The following is a 19,908-nucleotide window of genomic DNA, read 5'->3' as shown; positions in this document are numbered from 1 at the left end:
GGTTCAACTCCTAATCTAAATTGGAATGTCACCACCATCGCTACCAAACGATGTTTAGGGTGGTGACCGTACGCAGATTGGTAGACCGGTGATTAGGACCCGGTGCACCCGAAGGTGCCCTGCGCACGGCCACCATAACGCAGGGCCGAAAAAAAGCGCCTTGCAGAAGGGGGCGCTTAGCGCCTAATCACTCGTGGTCTACCAAACCCCGAGTCACTGAATTGGCAGTGACCGCCGAAGACTAGCCACGTGATTTGAGCGGCGCAAGCGCTTGGGATTCTCTCGGAAACGTCCTGCAAGTTAAAGGGAAATGTCACGGCTGCGACTGTTCCTACACTTGCCAAACACCACCGATTCTGGGAAAACCCCAGCCTTTACGCCTTCAGCGAGAACCCCATGAGCCCCGACGAACTCCAGATCACCGACACCCGCCCAGGCACCGGCAAAGCCGTGGTCAAGGGCGCACTGATCACCACCCAATACACCGGCACCTTGGAAGACGGTACGGTCTTCGATTCGTCCTGGGAGCGGGGCAAGCCGTTCCAGTGTGTGATCGGCACCGGGCGGGTGATCAAGGGCTGGGACCAGGGATTGATGGGCATGCAGGTCGGCGGGGTGCGCAGGTTGTTTGTGCCGGCGCACCTGGCGTATGGCGAGCGGTCGATGGGCGCGCATATCAAGCCCAACAGCAATCTGCGCTTTGAGATTGAGTTGTTGGAAGTGCTGACGCGGGATGATTAATCTCGCAAAAACTTGACCCACCGGCTCGTAGGCAGTTGCCGAGCGCAAGCGAGGCTGTGTTCGCGGTGTGCCAGACGAACCGTTGACGCAGCCTCGCTTGCGCTCGGCAGCTACGGGATTTGGCGAACCTGCCACCTCACATTCAAGCATCGGCGGCTCCAAGATTGGGGTTCCTGAACCCTCCCTGAAGAATCTTCTTATTCACCATATGGAAACTTTCCTACGGTTTACTCTCCTTAAGTCGGGGCGTAAGCTTCGCGCGTTTTCATCAATAGCGGAGACCCTCAGTGGGTACTTGTTCGAGTGACAGTTGTCGGCCGGTCTCGGTAACCGGCACATACTTGGCAAGATAACGCGCATTTTTTCGATGCCGTTGTCTCGCCACCTAGCGAGAAGCGGCATCCCGGCAGCGGCCAGTCCTGGCTGTTGTCCGATCCCTCTCATCGACGCTGACCAGCACCCGGTTAACCTCGGGATGCTACGGACGCGCCTGCCTTTTACGGCGGGCGGGCCGGGCTGACTGTGCCTATGAAACGGGCGCGGTGGGACAGGCAGTACCTGCACGACGGTTTTTTCCTCGCGCAGGAGTAACACACCATGAACCTCACTCTGTTGAAAGAGTTCTTCGCCGGCTTCTTGCGGACCCGGCATATCGCCCGGCATTTCCGCCGCCTGGCGATGCTCGAAACCGTGACCGATGCCAGCGTCAGCCGCGAAGTGCCGCCCACTCTGGCGCAAACCCTGGTGGTCGCGGCCAATAGCAGTGCCGTGCAATTGCTCGGTACGTTGGGCAGCCATACCGAGGGCTTGAACAGCCTGGAAGCCGACGCCCTGCGCGTGCAATACGGCCTCAATGAAGTCGAGCACGAGCAGCCGCTGCCGTGGTGGGTGCACCTGTGGCACTGCTATAAAAATCCGTTCAACCTGCTGCTGACCTTGCTGGCGGTGATTTCCTGGCTGACCGAAGACATGAAGGCCGCCACGGTGATTTTCTCCATGGTGGTGCTCTCGACCCTGCTGCGCTTCTGGCAGGAGGCCAAGTCCAACAAGGCCGCCGATGCCTTGAAAGCCATGGTGAGCAACACCGCCACGGTGCTGCGCCGGGATGATGCCAAGCGCGTCGAATTGCCGATCAAGCAGTTGGTGCCAGGTGACCTGATCGTGCTCTCGGCCGGTGACATGATCCCCGCCGACTGCCGCGTGCTCAGTGCCAAGGACCTGTTCGTCAGCCAGGCGGCGATGACCGGTGAGTCGATGCCGGTGGAGAAGTTCGCCCAGCAGCAGGACGCCAGCACCCGCAACCCGCTGGACCTGGAGAACATCCTGTTCATGGGCACGAACGTGGTGTCCGGCGCCGCGACGGCGGTGATTTTGACCACCGGCAACAGCACCTATTTCGGTGCGCTGGCCCAACGCGTGACTGCCACCGACCGTGCAACCACCTCGTTCCAGCAGGGCGTCAACAAGGTCAGCTGGCTGCTGATCCGCTTTATGTTCGTGATGGCGCCGCTGGTGTTGTTCATCAACGGTTTCACCAAGGGCGACTGGACCGAAGCGCTGCTGTTCGCGCTGTCGATTGCCGTGGGCCTGACCCCGGAAATGCTGCCGATGATTGTCACATCCACGCTGGCCAAGGGCGCGGTATTCCTGTCGCGCAAGAAGGTTATCGTCAAGCGCCTGGATGCGATCCAGAACTTTGGCGCGATGGATGTGCTGTGCACCGACAAGACCGGCACCCTGACCCAGGACCGGATTTTCCTGGCGCGTCACGTGGACGTGTGGGGCGAAGAGTCTGACGATGTGCTGGAGATGGCTTACCTCAACAGCTACTACCAGACCGGCCTGAAAAACCTGCTGGATGTGGCGGTGCTGGAGCATGTGGAGGTGCATCGCGAGCTGAAGGTCGGCACCGCGTTCCAGAAGATCGATGAGATCCCGTTCGACTTCAACCGCCGTCGCATGTCGGTGGTGGTGGCGGAGCAGGGCCAACCGCATTTGCTGATCTGCAAAGGCGCGGTGGAGGAGATCCTCTCGGTGTGCAACAGCGTGCGCCATGGCGAGGTCAACGAAGCGCTGACCGACGACTTGCTGGCGCGCATTCGCCAGGTCACTGCCGCGTTCAACGAAGAAGGCCTGCGGGTGGTGGCGGTGGCCGCGCAACCCATGATGCCGGGGCGCGATACCTACAGCCTGGCGGATGAAAACAACCTCACGCTGATCGGTTACGTCGCCTTCCTCGATCCACCCAAGGAAAGCACCGCGCCCGCTCTCAAGGCGCTGAAAGCCCATGGTGTGGCGGTCAAGGTGCTGACCGGCGACAACGAGCTGGTCACCGCCAAAATCTGCCGCGAAGTGGGCCTGGAGCAACAGGGCCTGTTGATGGGCAACGACATCGAGGACATGACCGACGCCGAGCTGGCCAAGGCCGTGGAAACCACCAATGTGTTCGCCCGCCTGACGCCAAGCCACAAGGAGCGCATCGTGCGTCTGCTCAAGGCCAACGGGCATGTGGTGGGCTTTATGGGCGACGGCATCAATGACGCGCCGGCGCTGCGTACGGCCGACATTGGTATCTCGGTGGACAGCGCGGTGGACATCGCCAAGGAAGCCGCCGACATCATCCTGTTGGAAAAGAGCCTGATGATCCTGGAGGAGGGCGTGCTGGAGGGCCGGCGCACCTTCGCCAATATGCTCAAGTACATCAAGATGACGGCCAGCTCCAACTTCGGCAACGTGTTCTCGGTGTTGGTGGCCAGTGCGTTTATCCCGTTCCTGCCAATGCTGCCGATGCACCTGCTGGTGCAAAACCTGCTGTATGACATTTCGCAGATCGCGATCCCGTTCGATAACGTCGACGAGGACATGCTCGCCAAACCACAACGCTGGCAGCCGGGGGACGTGGGGCGGTTCATGCTGTTTTTCGGGCCGATCAGTTCGATCTTCGACATCACCACGTTCGCACTCATGTGGTACGTCTTCGATGCCAATACGCCTGACCACCAGACCCTGTTCCAGTCCGGCTGGTTCGTTGTGGGCCTGCTGACCCAGACGTTGATCGTACACATGATCCGTACCCCGAAAATCCCCTTCCTGCAAAGTCGCGCGGCGATGCCGTTGATGGTGATGACCGGCGTGATCATGGCCGTGGGGATCTTCCTGCCGATGGGGCCGCTGGCGCATTACTTCAAATTGCAGGCGCTGCCGTCGCTGTACTTTGTGTTCCTGCCGGTGATCCTGCTGGCGTACATGGCGCTGACCCAGGCGGTGAAGGGCTACTACATCCGTAAATTTGGCTGGCAATGAACAGGGACGGTTTCCCATGCAAGCAATCAACAACATCAACCTCAACGCCCTGATCGACACCCTGGTCAGCCTTACCGCCGCGTTTATCCTCGGTGGCCTGATCGGCTTCGAACGCCAGTACCGCCAACGCACGGCGGGCCTGCGCACCAACGTACTGGTGGCGGTGGGGGCGGCGATTTTTGTCGACATGGCCAACCGCCTCGGCGGTGCGGAAGGCGCGGTGCGGGTGGTGGCGTATGTGGTGTCGGGCATCGGCTTTCTGGGGGCCGGTGTGATCATGCGCGAGGAAGGCAATGTGCGCGGTCTCAACACCGCCGCCACGCTCTGGGCGTCGGCGGCGGTGGGGGCATGCGCGGGGGCCGACCTGGTCCTCGAAGCGTTGCTGGGCACGCTGTTTGTGCTGGCGGCCAATACGCTGCTGCGGCCCATCGTCAATAACATCAACCGCCAACCGCTGGATGTGGTGTCGGCGGAGGTCACCAACATCCTCTATGTGATTGCCCGGCGTACCCAGCAAACCGCGGTATTGGCGTTGCTGGAAGCTGAACTGGCGCGCTGTAACTACCCGGCCAGCGATGTCGATGTACGACCGTTCGGCGCCGAGGAGGTTGAAATCGAAGCCACACTGGCAGTGACCTCGGTAGATGGTGACGAGTTGGACGCCCTGGTGGCGCGAATTTCCAGGTCGACCCTGGTGGTACAGGCCTTCTGGAGCCCCAGCACCACCGAGTAGCTCCTGGAGGACTCTGAGGAAAGGTCCTACATTTAGTCGAGATTATCCCTTCATTGGAAAAAGCACGCGGTTGCTAAGGTTGCGCGCTTGCGCCTGTTCAGGAATCAAGGCGTGGCTGCACATGTTTACTGTGTTTTGCAAAAGGAGGGGCCTTACTGCCTGAGGTGTTGTACGGAGTATTCAGTACCGCTTGTCGGAACTGTTACTTTTCACAGGTAGTGAGGTCTCGCGTGATATGTAAGCGTACTGATCTTCCCAGGGGAGTCTTATGAGCAACAAAGCTTTAATCGTGGATGATCACCCTTTTATACGCGCCACCGTGAAGTATCTGTTGAAGCAGGAAGGCTTCGATACCATCTACGAAGCGGGTAATGGCGCTGACGCCATGCAGATTGCTCGCGAAGAACGTCCGGACCTGGTCGTTCTCGACCTGGCGATGCCCAAGCTCGGTGGGTTGGAGGTGATCAGCCGGATCAAGGCGCTGGAGTTGCCCTGCAGGATCCTGGTGCTGACCTCGTATCTGGCGGTGTTCTTTTCCACTCGTTGCATGCGCGCCGGGGCGATGGGGTTTGTCGCCAAGACCGGTGAACTGGATGAGCTGCAAAAGGCGATCAGGGCGATCAGGTCCGGCTACAGTTGCTTCCCCAGCCTGCCCACCAGTTCGGTGCGTCGCGACGACCTGCAATCGACCGAGCAGGAGTTGGTGGGGGCGCTATCCGATCGCGAATTGACCGTCCTGCAAAAGCTGGCCCTGGGCCTGGGCAACAAGGAAATTGCCGAGGACATGCTGTTGAGCCACAAGACCATCAGCACCTACAAGACGCGGCTCAAGGAGAAGTTGAGTATGTCGTCGGTGGTGCATCTGTCCAAGTTTGCCCAGCGCAATCATCTGATCTGAAATGATCACCTCCCGGCGGGTGAAATGCGCGGCCATCCTGCTGATGGGGCTGTTGCCCTGGGTGGTGATGGCCTTGGAGGAACCGCACGATCTGAAACTTCTGGGCCACTCCACCCTTGAGAACCCTTCCCTGGTATTGGACGAAGCCGACTGGCGCTGGTTGCGCGAGCGCCGCACGCTGTCGATGGGGGTGTCGGCTCCCGACTACGCGCCCTTTGACCTGAGCAACAACGAGGAGCTTGAAGGCATCACGGCAGATTATGCGGCGTTGGTCGCCCAGGCGCTGAATATCACGATCGACGTGAAGCGCTATGACACCCGCGATGAGGTAATCGATGCCCTCAAGGCCGGCGCAGTGGATTTTGTGGGGTCGGCCAATGGGTTTGAGGCAGCCGACCCGAAGCTGGTGCTGTCCCGTTCCTACGCCAATGACCAACCCGCGCTGGTGACGCGCGCAGGGGAGAACCATGCGCTGAAGGCTGACCTTGCGGGCAAGCGCGTGGCGATGCTCTATCACTACATGCAGCCCGAGGCTGTCCAGGCCTTTTACCCCGATGCGCAATTGCTCTTGTTTGCCTCGACCTTCGAAGCCATTGGTGCCGTTGCGTTCGGCCAGGCGGATGTGTACCTGGGTGACGCCATCAGCACCCGCTACCTGATCAACAAGAACCATCTTAATAACGTGCGTATGGCGAATTTTTCCGCGTTGGAGGTCAACCCGTTCGGGTTCGCATTCGCCAAGGACAATACCCGCCTGTTGGGCATCATCAATACCGCGCTGGCCGCCGTTCCGGCCAACCAGCAGATGGAAATCCTGCGCCGTTGGAGTGCCGGCGGCAGCGGATTCCTGGAGGCCGAGCAACTGCGTTTGAGCGAACGTGAGCAGCGCTGGCTGGAGAAGCACCCACGAGTGAAAGTGGCGGTGCTCGACAAGTTTGTGCCGTTGTCTTTTTTCAACGAACACGCGCAATTCGAAGGGTTGAGCTCCGAGGTGCTGTCGCGCATCAGTTTGCGCACAGGCTTGAAATTTGATGTGGAGCGGGGCAGTTCGCTGCCTCAGCAAATTGACCAGGCCAGTGTCGGTCGCGTGGACATGCTGGCGGTCGTCACCCCAAGTGACGAGCGGTCCGAAAAAATCCGGTTTACCCGACCTTATTTGTCCAGCCCCTACGTATTGGTGGTACGCGCCGACGATGAGCATCTGGTGACCCTGGAAGATATGCCCGGCAAGCGCATGGCGATTATTCGCGGCAACAGCCTGGCCGCGCAAATCAGCCGGGACTACCCAAACATCGGGTTTGTCGATGTGGAGAACCCAGAGCAGGCCATGGAATTGGTGGCCAAGGGCAGCGTCGATGCGACGGCGGTTTCACTGATCAGCGCGCGCTACATGATCGCCCGCAATTACCGCAAGCGCCTGCGCATCACCAGCACAGTCGGGAGTGAGCCAGCTCGCATTACCTTCGGGGTCAACCGCAGCCAACTGGAGCTGTACTCGATCCTCGACAAGGCCTTGTTGAGCATTACCCCTGAAGAAATGGACGAGCTGACCAACCATTGGCGCAGCGAGATCATCATCGAAGACAACTATTGGATGCGTCACCGCAACATCATCCTCCAGGGGTTTGGCTTGGCCGCGCTGCTGCTGCTGGTCACGCTGGGATGGGTGTTCTACCTGCGCAGCCTGATTCGCAAGCGCGCCCAGGCCGAGCGTGCCTTGAGCGACCAGATGCGTTTTATGAGCGTGCTGATCGATGGCACGCCGCACCCGATCTATGTGCGCGATCGCCTGGGCCGCCTGATGGCCTGCAATAACGCCTACCTGGATGTGTTCGGCTTCAAGTTGGAAGACGTCATCGGTAAGACCGTGGTGGAAACCGACACGGGTAACCCGCCCCAGGCCCAGTCGTTCCATGCCGATTATTTGCGTTTGATGGAGTTGGGCGAGCCGCAGGTTCATGACCGTGTGCTCAAGGCGCCCGGCGGCGAGGTGTTGACCATCTACCAATGGATGCTCCCGTACCGTGATAGCAATGGCAGCGTCGTGGGTATGATCGCCGGCTGGGTGGATGTCAGCGAGCGCCAGCGCTTGCTGGGGCAGTTGCAGGAAGCCAAGGACGAGGCCGACGCCGCAAACCGTGCCAAGACCACCTTCCTGGCGACCATGAGCCACGAGATTCGCACTCCCATGAATGCGGTGATCGGCATGATCGAACTGGCCCTGAAGAATGCCGAGCAGGGCGTGGCTGACCGCGATGCGCTGGAGGTTGCGTCGGTGGCGTCCCGGAGCATGCTGGAGTTGATCGGCGATATTCTCGACATTGCGCGAATCGAATCCGGCCACCTGTCCCTGAGCCTGGAACCGGCCAATCTGTACGAACTGCTGGCCTCAGTGGCTCGGGTGTTCGAGGGGCTGGCGCGGGACAAGGGCCTGGTGTTGCAGGTGGAGCTCGACCCATTGATCGATTGGCCGGTGCTGGTTGATCCGCTGCGCTTCAAGCAGGTGGTGTCCAATGTGTTGGGTAACGCGATCAAGTTCACCACCTCCGGCCAGGTGCGCCTGGGTGCCCGGGGGGCGCCGGTGTTGACCGACGACCAGTTGCACCTGCGGTTGTGGGTGGAGGACACGGGTATTGGCATCAGTGCCGAAGATCAGCAGCGTTTGTTCAACCCGTTTATTCAGGGCAGCAACAACGAACAGCCAGCGCGAAGCGGATCGGGCCTGGGGTTGGTGATCAGTCGTAACCTGTGCGAGATGATGGGCGGTCAATTGCACTTGAGCAGTGTGCTGGGTAAGGGCACGCGGGTGGATGTGACATTGACGCTGGCGCTGACAACGGCGGCGCCGGTCAGTGTCCCGGTCCCGCACATTCCGCCAGCACGCGGGTTGAACATTCTGGTGGTGGATGACTACCCGGCCAACCGCTTGTTACTGGCGCGACAGCTGAGTTTCCTGGGGCATCGCATCACTTTGGCCGAGGACGGCGCCCAAGGATTTTCACTGTGGCAGGTCGGGCATTTTGACGGCGTGATCACCGATTGCAATATGCCCTTCAAAGACGGTTACGCGTTGGCGCGTGATATTCGCGCACAGGAACGCCAGCGTGGGCTGGCGCCGTGCCTGATCCTCGGGTTCACCGCCAATGCCTTGTCGCAGGAAGCCGAACGCTGCCGGCAAGCAGGCATGGACGGTTGCCTGTTCAAGCCGACCGGGCTTGAGGACCTGCGCCTGGCCCTGGCATCACGGACCGCTGGTGCGCTAACGGATGAAGTGGAAGTGGCGTTTGATTTAAGTTCACTGATCGTGCTGACGCAGGGCGATAAGGATGCCCTCAACGAGCTGCTGACGCCGTTGCTCAGTAGCCTCGAAGAAGACCGTGCGCTGTTGCCGCGCCTGAAATCGCCGGCTGATTTCGCCAGGCTCCATGACCTGGCTCATCGCGTCAAAGGGGGCGCGCGTATGGTCAAGGCCCAGGTGTTGATCACGTGCTGCGAAACATTGGAGAGCGTGTGTGAGCGGCGTGACAGCGATGCAGCGGGCGCTGCGGTAGAGGCGATGGGCGTGGCTATCGAACAGTTGCATCACAGCTTGAGCCGCTACGGCAATCAGGCTTGACTGCGGGAGTTGGCCATTCGGTTGATTTGGGAGAACTCCTACACGAAGGGGGAACATGCCTGATTTTGTCTTCGGGATATGTCTGGACAATGGGCCTCGCTCACTGACGAGCGCTGCCTGCCCAGGGGTTTGCCATGCCGAACAAAGCACTGACCATCCTGATTGCTGATGAACAACACCTGCAACGGTTGTACATCGAAAAAATGCTCAATCAGTTGGGGTACCACCGGATCGTGCCGGTGCAAACCTTCGAAGAAATCCAGATTCTCACCGCCATCCCGGCCGAACCCTTCGATGTGCTGATCATCAATGCGGGACTGACGGCCCATGCCTGTGGGCCTCAGCCCCAGGTGCGCCATGTATTGGTCTACGATCACCTGGATATCGGCGCACCCCCCGGCGTAACGCCGGCGGTGCTGGTGCGGCTGCCCGGAGTGCCGGACAACGTCAATCTCGAACATTTCATGGACATCATCGACCCACCCGCGGCCACTGCCGGCCTGCGGGTGTTGCCGTGGCTGCGCGAGTTATCCCGCGCACCGGTGGCCGGGGCTTAGTCCCACTTCCGCGCAATACCCTTGGGGCTGGTCGAGCGCTGGCCCCGCTCCGAAACACCGTCGAATCCGAAAAGGACTCTTGACTGCACGTCACGAATGGCCAGTGTGCCGGACGCTGTCATGAGGCGCCGTACCTGCGGCAGCAGCGCCTTGATCGATCAGCCTTAAGCGCGCAGGCGCTCGGCAGCCGCACGCAACAACTGCTCGGTGGCGGTCCAGCCCAGGCAGCCATCTGTCACCGACACGCCGTATTTCATCGACGGGCTCAACGGCTGGCAGCCTTCGAACAAATGGCTTTCGAGCATCATGCCGATCAGCGAGGTGTCACCCTGCAAGCGTTGCTCCAGCACATCGTTGAACACGGCCGGTTGGCGCAACGGGTCCTTGCCGCTGTTGGCATGGCTGCAGTCGACCATGATCCGAGGGGTGACCTTGGACTTGGCCAGGTCGTGTCTTACCCGCGCCACGCTCTGCGCATCGTAGTTCGGTCCACGGTGACCGCCACGCAGTACCAGGTGGGTGTCGGGGTTGCCTGGGGTCTGGATGATTGCCGGGTGGCCTTGGCTGTCGACGCCGAAGTGGCGGTGTGGGTGGGACGCCGAGCGCATGGCGTCACAGGCAATCGCGACACCGCCATCGGTGCCGTTCTTGAAGCCCACGGGCATGCCCAGGCCGCTGGCCATCTCGCGGTGGATCTGCGACTCCGTGGTGCGCGCGCCAATCGCCACCCAACTGAGCAGGTCATCGAAGTAGCCGGCGGCCATGGGTTGCAGCAGCTCGGTGGCGACCGGCAGGCCCAGGCGCAGCATTTCGCGCATCAGCTCGCGGGACAGCGTCAGGCCGGCGGCCATGTCATCGCTGCCATCCAGGCGGGGGTCGTAGGCCAGGCCTTTCCAACCGACAGTCGTGCGTGGTTTTTCGACGTAGGCGCGGATGACCAGCAGCATCTGGTCGCTGACTTCCAGAGCGAGCTTCTTCAGGTTACGGGCGTATTCCATGGCCGACTCCGGGTCATGGATGGAGCACGGACCGACAATGACCAGCAAGCGTGAATCTTCGCCATTGAGGATGGCGCGCACGGCTTGGCGATGGGCGTGGATCTGCTCGTTGAGGAACGGGCTGAGGGGCAACTGGTGCTTGAGCTCAAGTGAGCTGGGCAGGCGCTGGGTCAGGGCTTCATTGGCGCTGGCCAGGGCGCTGTTCAAGGCAGAGAGGGGCAGGGCGGCGACGGAGGAGTTCATATTCAAGGCTTCCTGGGCAAGCGGCGGGCTATTCCCGCACGCTTGGCCTACTGGGGTGTTCGACAATTCGCCGTATCGGCTACGTGTGTTGGTTTGCCACCGATAGGTGACCGATCGGAGGCGGCAGGCTGTCCCGAGCGGAGCTTGCTAAATCGCCATGCAGTGCAGGTGTCGTAGCGGTAATAGGTGGTGTAGTTCATGTCGTGATTCCTTTAAGTGTTCTTGATCAAGCTGAAAAGTTTATGGAGACCTGAAAAAACAAAACCCCCGGTCGGGGAGCCGACCGGGGGTTAGATTTCTCTGGAAGGCGACCCCTTGAGTAGTGGGCGCCGATTTCAGGTATCAGGCGCGCCAGTGGCTAAACCAATACCCAAAATAAAAGCTGGCCAGTGCGCTCGAACCGTTCACACGGGTAGCCGACACCGAGCGCTGGGCGCTGGCAGCAGGGCAAACCTGAGTGTGGGTGAGTTGCAACATGGTGTGTCTCCAAATGTATGGGGGGAGCTTACTCGAGCCACGCAGGGAGATTCAATCAGTAATTTCTATTGCGGTGGGGGACTTACGGCTATGGGGTGAGTGCCGATATGCTGTTTGCACTTTGATACTGATTGCTTGGACGCGACCATGACTGCCCTCACCCTTGCTGCTGCTCAATCCATTTCCATCGCGGGCGATGTCCCAGCCAATATTGAACGGCACCTCGCATTTATGCGCACGGCGGCGGAACAGGGTGTGCAATTACTGGTGTTCCCCGAGTTGTCGTTGACAGGGTATGAGCCGTCGCTGGCCGCTGAATTGGCGATTGCGCCAGAGGACAAGGTGCTGGCGCCCCTGCGCGAGATGGCGCGTGAGCTGCAACTGACGGCGGTGGTGGGGATGCCGATCCGACTGACGCCCGAGGCGGGTGTGCTGATCGGTGCGTTGGTGCTGGGAGCGGAGGGTTCCCTGGCGGTCTACACCAAGCAGCATCTGCATGCCGGCGAAGAGGCTGTGTTCGTTGCAGGGCAGGGCGGTGCGGCCCTTGAGTGGGGGGATGAGCGGATTGCGCTGGCGGTGTGCGCAGACTTTTCCCATGCCAGTCATCCTCGTGCCGCGGCGCGAGCGGGCGCCACGGTGTATGCCGCCGGAGTGTTGATCAGTGAGGGCGGCTACGCCACAGACAGTGCGCTGCTCCAAGGTTATGCCGCTGAACATGGCCTGCTGGTGTTGATGGCCAACCATGGTGGTCCTTCGGGTGGCTGGGCCTGCGCCGGTCGCAGTGCGATCTGGGCCGCCGATGGCAGTTTGCTTGCCGCGGTACCTGGCGTGGGCGATGCGTTGCTGATTGCTCGCCGCGATGGCGGGCGTTGGGCTAGCCAAGTGATGGCTCTGTAAATGGCGTTTCACCTGCGCGCGGCAACGGACCAGGACCTTCCATTTGCCCGGAAGCTGACCCACGAGGCCATGGCTCGCTACTATGTGGAGTATGGGTTGTGGTGGTCTAACGAAGGTTTCGATACGGCCTGGGCCGGCCGGGAAAACTGGCTGATTTGCCGGGACGACAGCGTCTTCGGCTTTATCAGTCTGAGCCGCGACAGTCGGGCCCTCTATATTCGCGAGTTACATATGCTGGAGGCGTATCGCGGATCAGGCGCGGGTAGCTGGGTGTTGGAGCAGATGGCGCTCAAGGCGCAGGTGCTGGGACTGTTGCGTTTGACCGTATTCAAGACTAACCCGGCCAGAAGCCTCTATCAGCGCATGGGGTTCAGCATCGTTGGTGAAGACGACTGCTTCTGGCGTATGGAGCGTGTTTGTCGCTCAAGCTAAAACGTGCACCTATTCCTTATAAGCGCATACTGGTCTCAGTCGATTTCATGATCGTTGTTCAGGCCTGCAGTCTCAGCAAGGATGATCCCTTCTTTCATGCCCAAAAGGACCGCTACCTTATGGGCCTCCCCACGCCGTCCCTTTTTGCGCCCAGCGAGCACTTGATAGGTGGTTGCCGGATCAACGCCATGTTCACGGGCGAACGCTTGAACTGACTTTCCCTGATGTTCCAGCCAGGCCTTGGCTTGTGCAGCGGTACGGATTCCGGGCATAGTTCAAAACCGTTCAAGTTTGTTTAATAAAGAGATGAGCGTGTCACCTCTCGGGGTGTGCCAAATAGGATCATACATCCAAATGAGTGGAATCGGTTCGCGTTTAAGGCAAGAAAGAGAGCGGCTTGGCTTGTCGCAAAAAGTGTTTGGTGAGATCGGGGGCGTTGAAGCCAACGCACAAGGTAAATACGAAAGTGGAGGGCGTGCACCTAAGGCCGATTACTTGTCTCGTGTCGCCGAAAGAGGTGTGGATGTGCTGTACGTATTGACTGGCGCAGCCACGCCCATTCAATGGGAGAATTTGAGTCAGATCGAAGAGAAAGTTCTCGGGGACTATCGCGCAATGTTCAAGGAAGACCAGGCTGCAATCCGTCGCCTGACCTCAACGTTGGCTGAACACTCGATTGCGATGAATGGAAAAGCCAAGCCACAGCCCCAGGATTCCTGACGCCTTGCCCAGCAATTGAGCCATCCGCCGCTCGGCGGATGGCTATCGCTCAATCAATCTCTCTCTATATGACGCGTGCTATTAGGTCTGCGCCTTGGTTTTTTGCTAAGGTGTTCAGCAACCTATAAGACCATTTCGCGAGGTGTCTGCTTGATTAGGGTGCTAGTAGTCGATGACCATGATCTCGTTCGTACAGGTATTACACGAATGCTGGCTGACATCGATGGCCTGCAAGTAGTCGGTCAGGCCGAGTCAGGTGAGGAATCCCTGATCAAGGCCCGGGAGTTGAAACCCGATGTGGTGTTGATGGACGTCAAGATGCCTGGGATCGGCGGTCTTGGCGCTACGACCAAATTGCTACGCAGCCATCCGGACATCAAGGTCGTGGTGGTGACCGTGTGCGAGGAAGACCCGTTTCCGACACGCTTGCTGCAGGCCGGCGCTGCGGGATACCTCACCAAAGGTGCGGGCTTGGCGGAAATGGTCCAGGCCATTCGCCTGGTGTTTGCCGGCCAGCGCTATATCAGCCCGCAGATCGCCCAGCAATTGGCTATCAAGTCCTTCCAACCCACCAGCGACTCACCGTTTGATGCGCTGTCGGAGCGGGAAATCCAGATTGCCTTGATGATTGTCGGTTGCCAGAAGGTGCAGGCGATCTCCGACAAGCTGTGCCTGTCGCCCAAGACCGTCAACACCTACCGTTATCGCATTTTCGAGAAGCTCGCCATCAGCAGTGATGTCGAATTGACCTTGCTCGCGGTGCGCCACGGCATGGTGGACGCCAGCGCCTGACATGACCACACCGTTTGATCCGAGTGCCTTCCTCTCAACCTGCAGTGGCCGCCCTGGCGTGTACCGCATGTTCGACAGCGAGGCGCGCCTGCTTTACGTCGGTAAAGCCAAAAACCTCAAGAGTCGTCTGGCGAGTTACTTTCGCAAGACCGGTCTCGCGCCGAAAACCGCCGCCCTGGTGGCGCGTATCGCCCAGGTCGAAACCACCATCACCGCCAACGAAACCGAAGCGCTGCTGCTTGAGCAGACGCTGATCAAGGAATGGCGGCCGCCCTACAACATTCTGCTGCGTGACGATAAATCCTATCCCTATGTGTTTTTATCCGACGGTAACTTCCCACGCCTGAGCATTCACCGTGGGGCGAAGAAGGCGAAGGGCAAGTACTTCGGGCCTTATCCCAGCGCCGGGGCCATTCGTGAAAGCCTGAGCCTGCTGCAAAAAACCTTTTTTGTGCGCCAGTGCGAAGACAGTTTCTATAAGAACCGTACCCGGCCCTGCCTCCAGTACCAGATCAAGCGCTGCAAGGCGCCCTGTGTGGGGTTGGTTGAGCCGGCGGAGTACGCCGAGGATGTGCGCCATTCGGTGATGTTTCTCGAGGGACGCAGCAATGCGCTCACCGATGAGCTTTCCACAGCCATGGAGCAGGCGGCCAGTACCCTGGATTTTGAACGGGCCGCCGAGCTGCGCGACCAGATTTCGCTGCTGCGCCGTGTTCAGGACCAGCAAAGCATGGAAGGCGGCACCGGCGACGTCGATGTGATCGCGGCCTTCGTCAACCCCGGCGGTGCCTGTGTGCACCTGATCAGCGTGCGCGGTGGGCGGGTGCTGGGCAGCAAGAACTTCTTTCCGCAGACCGGTATTGACGAGGAGGTCGCCGAAGTCATGGCTGCTTTCCTGGGCCAGTATTACGTGAGCAGCCCCGAGCGCGACCTGCCGTCGGAGTTGATCGTCAATGTGGTCCACGAAGACTTCCCCGCGTTGATCGAAGCGATCCACGAACTGCGCGGCCGCGAGCTGGACATCAGCCACCGTGTACGCGGGACCCGCGCGCGCTGGCAGCAACTGGCGGTGACCAACGCCGAGCAAGCCCTGAGCGCGCGCCTGGCTAACCGGCAGCACGTCGCCGCCCGCTTTGACGCCCTGGCTGAAGTCCTTAACCTGGAAGAGCCGCCCCAGCGCCTGGAGTGCTACGACATCAGCCACTCCAGTGGCGAGGCCACGGTGGCGTCCTGCGTGGTGTTCGGACCGGAAGGGCCGATCAAGTCCGATTACCGGCGCTACAACATCGAAGGCGTCACCGCTGGCGATGACTACGCCGCCATGCACCAGGCCCTCACGCGCCGCTTCAGTAAGTTGAAGGACGGGGAGGGCAAGTTGCCGGATATCCTCCTGGTCGACGGCGGCAAGGGCCAGTTGTCGATGGCCCGTGATGTGCTCAACGAGCTGGCGGTGCCGGACCTGATCCTGCTGGGCGTGGCCAAGGGCGCGACGCGCAAGGCGGGTTTCGAGACGTTGTACTTGAATGATGCCGCCCATGAGTTCACTTTGAAGGGCGACTCACCCGCGTTGCATTTGATTCAACAGATTCGCGACGAAGCCCACCGTTTCGCCATTACCGGCCACCGCGCCCGTCGTGGCAAAACCCGGCGAACCTCAACCCTGGAAGGGGTGGCAGGGGTAGGGCCGACGCGGCGTCGCGACTTGCTTAAACATTTTGGTGGCTTGCAGGAGCTGTCCCGTGCCAGCATTGACGAGATAGCCAAAGCACCCGGTATCAGTAAAAAGCTCGCTGAGCTGATTTATGCGAATCTGCATAGCGAATAGAATGCCTTTCCACCTCGTAGCCAGTTGTGCCGATGAATATCCCTAATCTGATTACCGTTCTACGTGTCCTGCTCATCCCGATTTTCATTTTGTTGTTCTATTTACCGTACGAATGGAGTTATCTGGCCTCCAGTTCAGTGTTTGCCTTTGCGGCCGCCACCGACTGGCTCGACGGTTACCTGGCGCGCCGCCTGGAGCAGAGCACGCCCTTCGGCGCGTTCCTCGACCCTGTGGCTGACAAGCTGATGGTGGCCGTCGCCCTGGTCCTGCTGGTGCAGGAGCACGGGAACCTGTGGCTGACCCTGCCGGCCGCCGTGATCATCGGCCGCGAGATCGTCGTGTCGGCCCTGCGCGAATGGATGGCCGAAATCGGCGCCCGTGCCCACGTGGCTGTGTCCAACATGGGTAAGTGGAAGACCGCCGCGCAAATGCTGGCGCTGGTCATCCTGCTGGCCAACCCGTCGGACTTCTCGTTCTGGGTACTGACTGGCTATGCCTTGCTGCTGATCGCAGCGGGCCTGACCCTGTGGTCGATGCTCCAATATCTGCGCGCCGCCTGGCCGCATCTGCGCACTACCGTTGAAAAGAAATAAAACTTTTTTGAATCAAGGGGTTGACGGGTGCTGAGGATTCTATAGAATGCGCATCACCAAGCGGGAATAGCTCAGTTGGTAGAGCACGACCTTGCCAAGGTCGGGGTCGCGAGTTCGAGTCTCGTTTCCCGCTCCAAATATTGCGCTACAGAGTTCCATTGAATTCTGTAAGTGATTGAAATCAGGGCCTTTAGGCCCTTTTTTCGTTCCAGCGGGAGCCACTGAAATCCAGCACTATCCGGTGCGTTTAAGTCCAGAATTGAGTCCAGGATTCTGACGAGCACCGAATCGGTTTAATGCTGGAGCAGATTGTGTAGCGAGATGAGCATCTGGCCCTGACTCTGTTCAGGAGCTCGCTATGGCACTCTCAGAAATGACAGTTCGGCATGCCCGAATCACCGGTAATGACTACACCCTCGGCGACAGTGATGGTCTCACGCTCAATGTGACGGCCAGAGGCGGAAAAGTCTGGCTCTTCCGTTATTACTGGGCGGGCAAGCAGAAGCGCATGTCCTTGGGTTGTTACCCTCAAATCCCCCTCAAAGAAGCACGTACTCGACGTGACGAGGCGCGCGCCTTAGTTGCCCAAGGCATCAACCCCTACGAGCATCGTAAACAACAGCGACTTGCTGTTCATGCTGCGAAGGAACACACCTTCGAGGCCGTGTTCAATCAGTGGGTGGAGTTCCGCAGGCTAAGCCTGAAGGAAGGGCGCCAGAGCACGCTCTCGCAGATCTTGCGAATCTTCAACAAAGACGTCTTGCCCGTACTGGGTGGGAGGTCTATTTACGACATCAATCGTCACGATCTGCTGGATTTACTGAGCAGGATCGAACAGCGCAAAGCCTTAACGACCGCCGAAAAATGCCGGACCTGGTTCAACCAATTATTCCGCTATGCGCTGGTGAAGATCGAGGGGCTAGAACACAATCCGGCTTCAGACCTTGATGTGGTCGCACTTCCCAAACCTCCGGTTACGCACAATCCGTTTCTCCGAATGGATGAGCTCCCGGCATTGATGGCTGCTCTTCGAAATTACGGTGGCGCCAACCAAACTCGGCTTGGCCTTAGGTTGTTGTTGCTGACCGGTGTCCGCACGGGCGAATTGCGGTTGGCGACACCAGATCAGTTCGATCTGGAGAAGCGCTTGTGGGTCATACCGGCGGAGGTGGTGAAACAGCTCCAGTTGGCGATGCGAAAGCCGGGTAAGCAACTTCAAAATGTACCGCCCTACATTGTCCCGCTGTCGGTCCAGGCGCTGGAGATCGTGCGTCACTTGCTGGACCAGGTGGCCCCTGCGCAACGCTACTTGTTTGCGCATCGAAGCGACCTGAGCAAGCGTATCAGTGAGAATACGCTGAATGGCGCGTTACGTCGGATGGGGTATGCCGATCAACTCACCGGTCATGGCATGAGGGCGACGATCTCGACGGCGCTGAATGAGATCGGATATCCGAAGGTTTGGGTGGATGCTCAGCTTTCTCATGCTGATCCGGACAAGGTGAGTGCGGCCTACAATCACGCGGAGTATGTCGAGCAGCGCCGGACGATGATGCAGGACTGGGCGAATCGTCTGGATCTATGGGGGCAGGGCCAGCTGAAAGCGGCAAGCTCTCCGCTTACCATCCGATTGGAGGGGGCCGCTTCGCTGCCGTCGCTGGAAAACGTGAACACGAATCCCATTCAGTATAACGAAGCCTTTCCAAAGGCAACCGTCTCGGTGCCCAAGGCTTCGGTTAGTAACGAACCAGCTCTTATTATGTTGCACCAGTCGCCTGTCGTACCTCACCCGGTCCCGACTGAAAAGCCGCATCAATCTCACGTGTCTGACATCCAGCGAGAACGTGCCGAGATGCTTGCCATTTATGAGGCCGCTAGTAATTTGCAGTTACTGGTTTTCGCTAAATTGGCCGGCAAATCCCGAGATCAGATCAACCGTGATATCAAGGCTCGCCGTCTGCTGTCCCTGAGCCTGGGGAATCGTGGTCAGCGCATTCCAGATTGGCAGCTTGATCCACTGCGGCACAAGTTGGTACTTGCTGCTTTAGCGCGGTTTCCGGATGTCGATGGGTGGATGCTTTATCGGACGGTCTGTGAGCCTCATGAGCGACTGAAGGGGCGTTCGCCAATCGATGTGCTCACTTTGGAGAATTTCGACGTGACAGCACGAATCGTTTGCAGTGCCCTGGGCCCAAGCTGAGGAACTGTTTCGTGCGGTGATAACGGATGTCGCTGCTTCCTTGGGACTATCTAGCGGGACTACACAAGTCGCCTGATGTTTCGGAGCTGGTCGGCTAGAGGAATCTATTGCGCAGGAAGGCACCATTTGGCAGTATCCCGTTCCCGCACTCTCTTGCCAGCTCTCCATCCCTCTCATTTGGGGGCTGCGTTTCGGAGGGGCAGGTAATCACCCGGCCTCGTGCCGGGTTTTTTATGCGTTCGGCAGGTACGGCTGGCGGATAAACATGGAATTCAGCTATCCCACGTATGGGGTGCTAGGGGTCGAGTGTTCGAATCACTCCGTCCCGACCATATTTTTCAATGACTTAGCCCAATCTGAAAAGGTTGGGCTTTTTCATGTCTAAAAAAATACTCCCACATTTACTCCCACGAATATCTTGGATCTCGGTAGTGCCACTTGAGAGGCGTTCGACTCTCGTTTCCTCGGGCAGCTCGTATCAGTGCAAGAGCCTGAAGGCGCGAAGTTGCTTGTTAAAGGGTTGCCGATTTGGAGAGTCTGCGAGGCAAGCTTCGGGCGAAGGCGATAAATAGTGCGGAGCTCTCTGTTGCTGGTAAGGTGGGTCGGGCATTCGCTCAGACTCCGGTAGAGTCATCGGATATCACATGGTGCCAGCGGCGGAGTTCGTATTTTTGGCGGCATGAACTTCCTGATGATGGAAAAAAAACGAGTTATGCCCCCATTTTTTCCCCCATTCGCACCGGGTGTTGGGAGCGATCGCGAATGGAGATTTCTGACAGAGACCAAGATGGATTCGGATGGCTTTCAGTGTACCTCCATCTCAAATTGGACTGTTTGGTCTCGATCATCGGTTGATGAAGGCAGAGAGGGGGGCGGGTTTGAG

At 59.2% G+C, this 19,908-nt stretch carries 15 protein-coding genes and 1 tRNA gene; 14 read left to right on the top strand and 2 right to left on the bottom strand.

Translation table 11 applies throughout. The features are described from left to right. The first annotated feature begins 396 nt into the window (after window positions 1-396). The 6 genes from HCF10_RS05755 to HCF10_RS05730 all read left to right on the top strand — a co-directional run bounded on the left by HCF10_RS05755 (window position 397) and on the right by HCF10_RS05730 (window position 9,848). Entirely contained in the window at window positions 397-741 is a 345-nt protein-coding gene (locus HCF10_RS05755) for an FKBP-type peptidyl-prolyl cis-trans isomerase (protein WP_065926228.1), read from the top strand. 597 nt (window positions 742-1,338) lie between these two features. Continuing rightward, window positions 1,339-4,044, top strand: a complete 2,706-nt coding sequence (gene mgtA / locus HCF10_RS05750) for a magnesium-translocating P-type ATPase (protein ID WP_167655032.1) — start codon at window positions 1,339-1,341, stop codon at window positions 4,042-4,044. A gap of 16 nt (window positions 4,045-4,060) precedes the next feature. Beyond that, window positions 4,061-4,777 (top strand): MgtC/SapB family protein, encoded by a 717-nt coding sequence (locus HCF10_RS05745; RefSeq protein ID WP_131699973.1) that lies wholly within the window; start codon window positions 4,061-4,063, stop codon window positions 4,775-4,777. Between the two features lie 268 nt (window positions 4,778-5,045). Further along, window positions 5,046-5,675, top strand: coding sequence for a response regulator transcription factor (locus tag HCF10_RS05740; RefSeq protein ID WP_131698893.1), 630 nt, complete (start codon window positions 5,046-5,048; stop codon window positions 5,673-5,675). A gap of 1 nt (window position 5,676) precedes the next feature. After that, window positions 5,677-9,291 (top strand): transporter substrate-binding domain-containing protein, encoded by a 3,615-nt coding sequence (locus HCF10_RS05735; RefSeq protein ID WP_167655031.1) that lies wholly within the window; start codon window positions 5,677-5,679, stop codon window positions 9,289-9,291. A 134-nt stretch (window positions 9,292-9,425) separates the two neighbouring features. After that, the gene (locus HCF10_RS05730; protein WP_131698891.1) at window positions 9,426-9,848 is read left to right on the top strand and encodes a chemotaxis protein CheY; all 423 of its coding nucleotides are present in this window, start codon (window positions 9,426-9,428) and stop codon (window positions 9,846-9,848) included. 164 nt (window positions 9,849-10,012) lie between these two features. Here the strand turns inward: HCF10_RS05730 and HCF10_RS05725 are convergent, their stop codons facing one another. Continuing rightward, entirely contained in the window at window positions 10,013-11,089 is a 1,077-nt protein-coding gene (locus HCF10_RS05725) for a 3-deoxy-7-phosphoheptulonate synthase (RefSeq protein WP_167655030.1), read from the bottom strand. 624 nt (window positions 11,090-11,713) lie between these two features. Between HCF10_RS05725 and HCF10_RS05720 the strand changes: the two genes are divergently transcribed. Continuing rightward, entirely contained in the window at window positions 11,714-12,463 is a 750-nt protein-coding gene (locus tag HCF10_RS05720) for a carbon-nitrogen hydrolase family protein (RefSeq protein WP_167655029.1), read from the top strand. Further along, on the top strand, window positions 12,464-12,895 hold the full coding sequence (locus HCF10_RS05715) for a GNAT family N-acetyltransferase (RefSeq protein ID WP_131698888.1): 432 nt from the start codon (window positions 12,464-12,466) through the stop codon (window positions 12,893-12,895). A 35-nt stretch (window positions 12,896-12,930) separates the two neighbouring features. On the opposite strand, the gene HCF10_RS05710 is transcribed toward HCF10_RS05715, so the two are convergent. Further along, window positions 12,931-13,167 carry a DNA-binding protein gene (locus HCF10_RS05710; RefSeq protein WP_131698887.1) on the bottom strand — a complete coding sequence of 79 codons (237 nt, stop codon included), beginning with the start codon at window positions 13,165-13,167 and terminating at the stop codon, window positions 12,931-12,933. Between the two features lie 82 nt (window positions 13,168-13,249). Here HCF10_RS05710 and HCF10_RS05705 point away from each other — a divergent pair, with 82 nt between their 5' ends. The 6 genes from HCF10_RS05705 to HCF10_RS05680 all read left to right on the top strand — a co-directional run bounded on the left by HCF10_RS05705 (window position 13,250) and on the right by HCF10_RS05680 (window position 19,025). After that, window positions 13,250-13,615 (top strand): helix-turn-helix domain-containing protein, encoded by a 366-nt coding sequence (locus tag HCF10_RS05705; protein WP_131698886.1) that lies wholly within the window; start codon window positions 13,250-13,252, stop codon window positions 13,613-13,615. 150 nt (window positions 13,616-13,765) lie between these two features. Continuing rightward, window positions 13,766-14,407 carry a response regulator transcription factor GacA gene (gene gacA / locus HCF10_RS05700; protein WP_010566015.1) on the top strand — a complete coding sequence of 214 codons (642 nt, stop codon included), beginning with the start codon at window positions 13,766-13,768 and terminating at the stop codon, window positions 14,405-14,407. 1 nt (window position 14,408) lies between these two features. Beyond that, window positions 14,409-16,232 (top strand): excinuclease ABC subunit UvrC, encoded by a 1,824-nt coding sequence (gene uvrC / locus HCF10_RS05695; RefSeq protein ID WP_131698885.1) that lies wholly within the window; start codon window positions 14,409-14,411, stop codon window positions 16,230-16,232. A 32-nt stretch (window positions 16,233-16,264) separates the two neighbouring features. Then, entirely contained in the window at window positions 16,265-16,825 is a 561-nt protein-coding gene (pgsA, locus tag HCF10_RS05690; protein WP_027603207.1) for a CDP-diacylglycerol--glycerol-3-phosphate 3-phosphatidyltransferase, read from the top strand. Window positions 16,826-16,885: 60 nt separating this feature from the next. Further along, window positions 16,886-16,961: transfer RNA gene (locus HCF10_RS05685), tRNA-Gly, on the top strand. Window positions 16,962-17,183: 222 nt separating this feature from the next. Beyond that, complete coding sequence (locus HCF10_RS05680) at window positions 17,184-19,025, top strand: tyrosine-type recombinase/integrase (RefSeq protein WP_167655028.1); 1,842 nt, start codon at window positions 17,184-17,186, stop codon at window positions 19,023-19,025. Window positions 19,026-19,908 lie beyond the last annotated feature (883 nt).

This window comes from Pseudomonas sp. B14(2022), assembly GCF_012030485.1.
Lineage (GTDB): Bacteria > Pseudomonadota > Gammaproteobacteria > Pseudomonadales > Pseudomonadaceae > Aquipseudomonas.
Note: the sequence above shows the minus strand (reverse complement) of the source record. Positions and strands in the feature narration are given on the sequence as shown.

What these genes read in the sequence shown, in the direction of transcription:
- HCF10_RS05710 (WP_131698887.1), bottom strand. Translation starts at nt 13,167, where the DNA reads ATGCCCGGAATCCGTACCGCTGCACAAGCCAAGGCCTGGCTGGAACAT.
- HCF10_RS05680 (WP_167655028.1), top strand. Translation starts at nt 17,184, where the DNA reads ATGGCACTCTCAGAAATGACAGTTCGGCATGCCCGAATCACCGGTAAT.
- HCF10_RS05705 (WP_131698886.1), top strand. Translation starts at nt 13,250, where the DNA reads ATGAGTGGAATCGGTTCGCGTTTAAGGCAAGAAAGAGAGCGGCTTGGC.
- HCF10_RS05715 (WP_131698888.1), top strand. Translation starts at nt 12,464, where the DNA reads ATGGCGTTTCACCTGCGCGCGGCAACGGACCAGGACCTTCCATTTGCC.
- HCF10_RS05730 (WP_131698891.1), top strand. Translation starts at nt 9,426, where the DNA reads ATGCCGAACAAAGCACTGACCATCCTGATTGCTGATGAACAACACCTG.
- HCF10_RS05755 (WP_065926228.1), top strand. Translation starts at nt 397, where the DNA reads ATGAGCCCCGACGAACTCCAGATCACCGACACCCGCCCAGGCACCGGC.
- HCF10_RS05725 (WP_167655030.1), bottom strand. Translation starts at nt 11,089, where the DNA reads ATGAACTCCTCCGTCGCCGCCCTGCCCCTCTCTGCCTTGAACAGCGCC.
- HCF10_RS05735 (WP_167655031.1), top strand. Translation starts at nt 5,677, where the DNA reads ATGATCACCTCCCGGCGGGTGAAATGCGCGGCCATCCTGCTGATGGGG.
- HCF10_RS05745 (WP_131699973.1), top strand. Translation starts at nt 4,061, where the DNA reads ATGCAAGCAATCAACAACATCAACCTCAACGCCCTGATCGACACCCTG.
- HCF10_RS05740 (WP_131698893.1), top strand. Translation starts at nt 5,046, where the DNA reads ATGAGCAACAAAGCTTTAATCGTGGATGATCACCCTTTTATACGCGCC.
- HCF10_RS05720 (WP_167655029.1), top strand. Translation starts at nt 11,714, where the DNA reads ATGACTGCCCTCACCCTTGCTGCTGCTCAATCCATTTCCATCGCGGGC.
- mgtA (WP_167655032.1), top strand. Translation starts at nt 1,339, where the DNA reads ATGAACCTCACTCTGTTGAAAGAGTTCTTCGCCGGCTTCTTGCGGACC.
- uvrC (WP_131698885.1), top strand. Translation starts at nt 14,409, where the DNA reads ATGACCACACCGTTTGATCCGAGTGCCTTCCTCTCAACCTGCAGTGGC.
- pgsA (WP_027603207.1), top strand. Translation starts at nt 16,265, where the DNA reads ATGAATATCCCTAATCTGATTACCGTTCTACGTGTCCTGCTCATCCCG.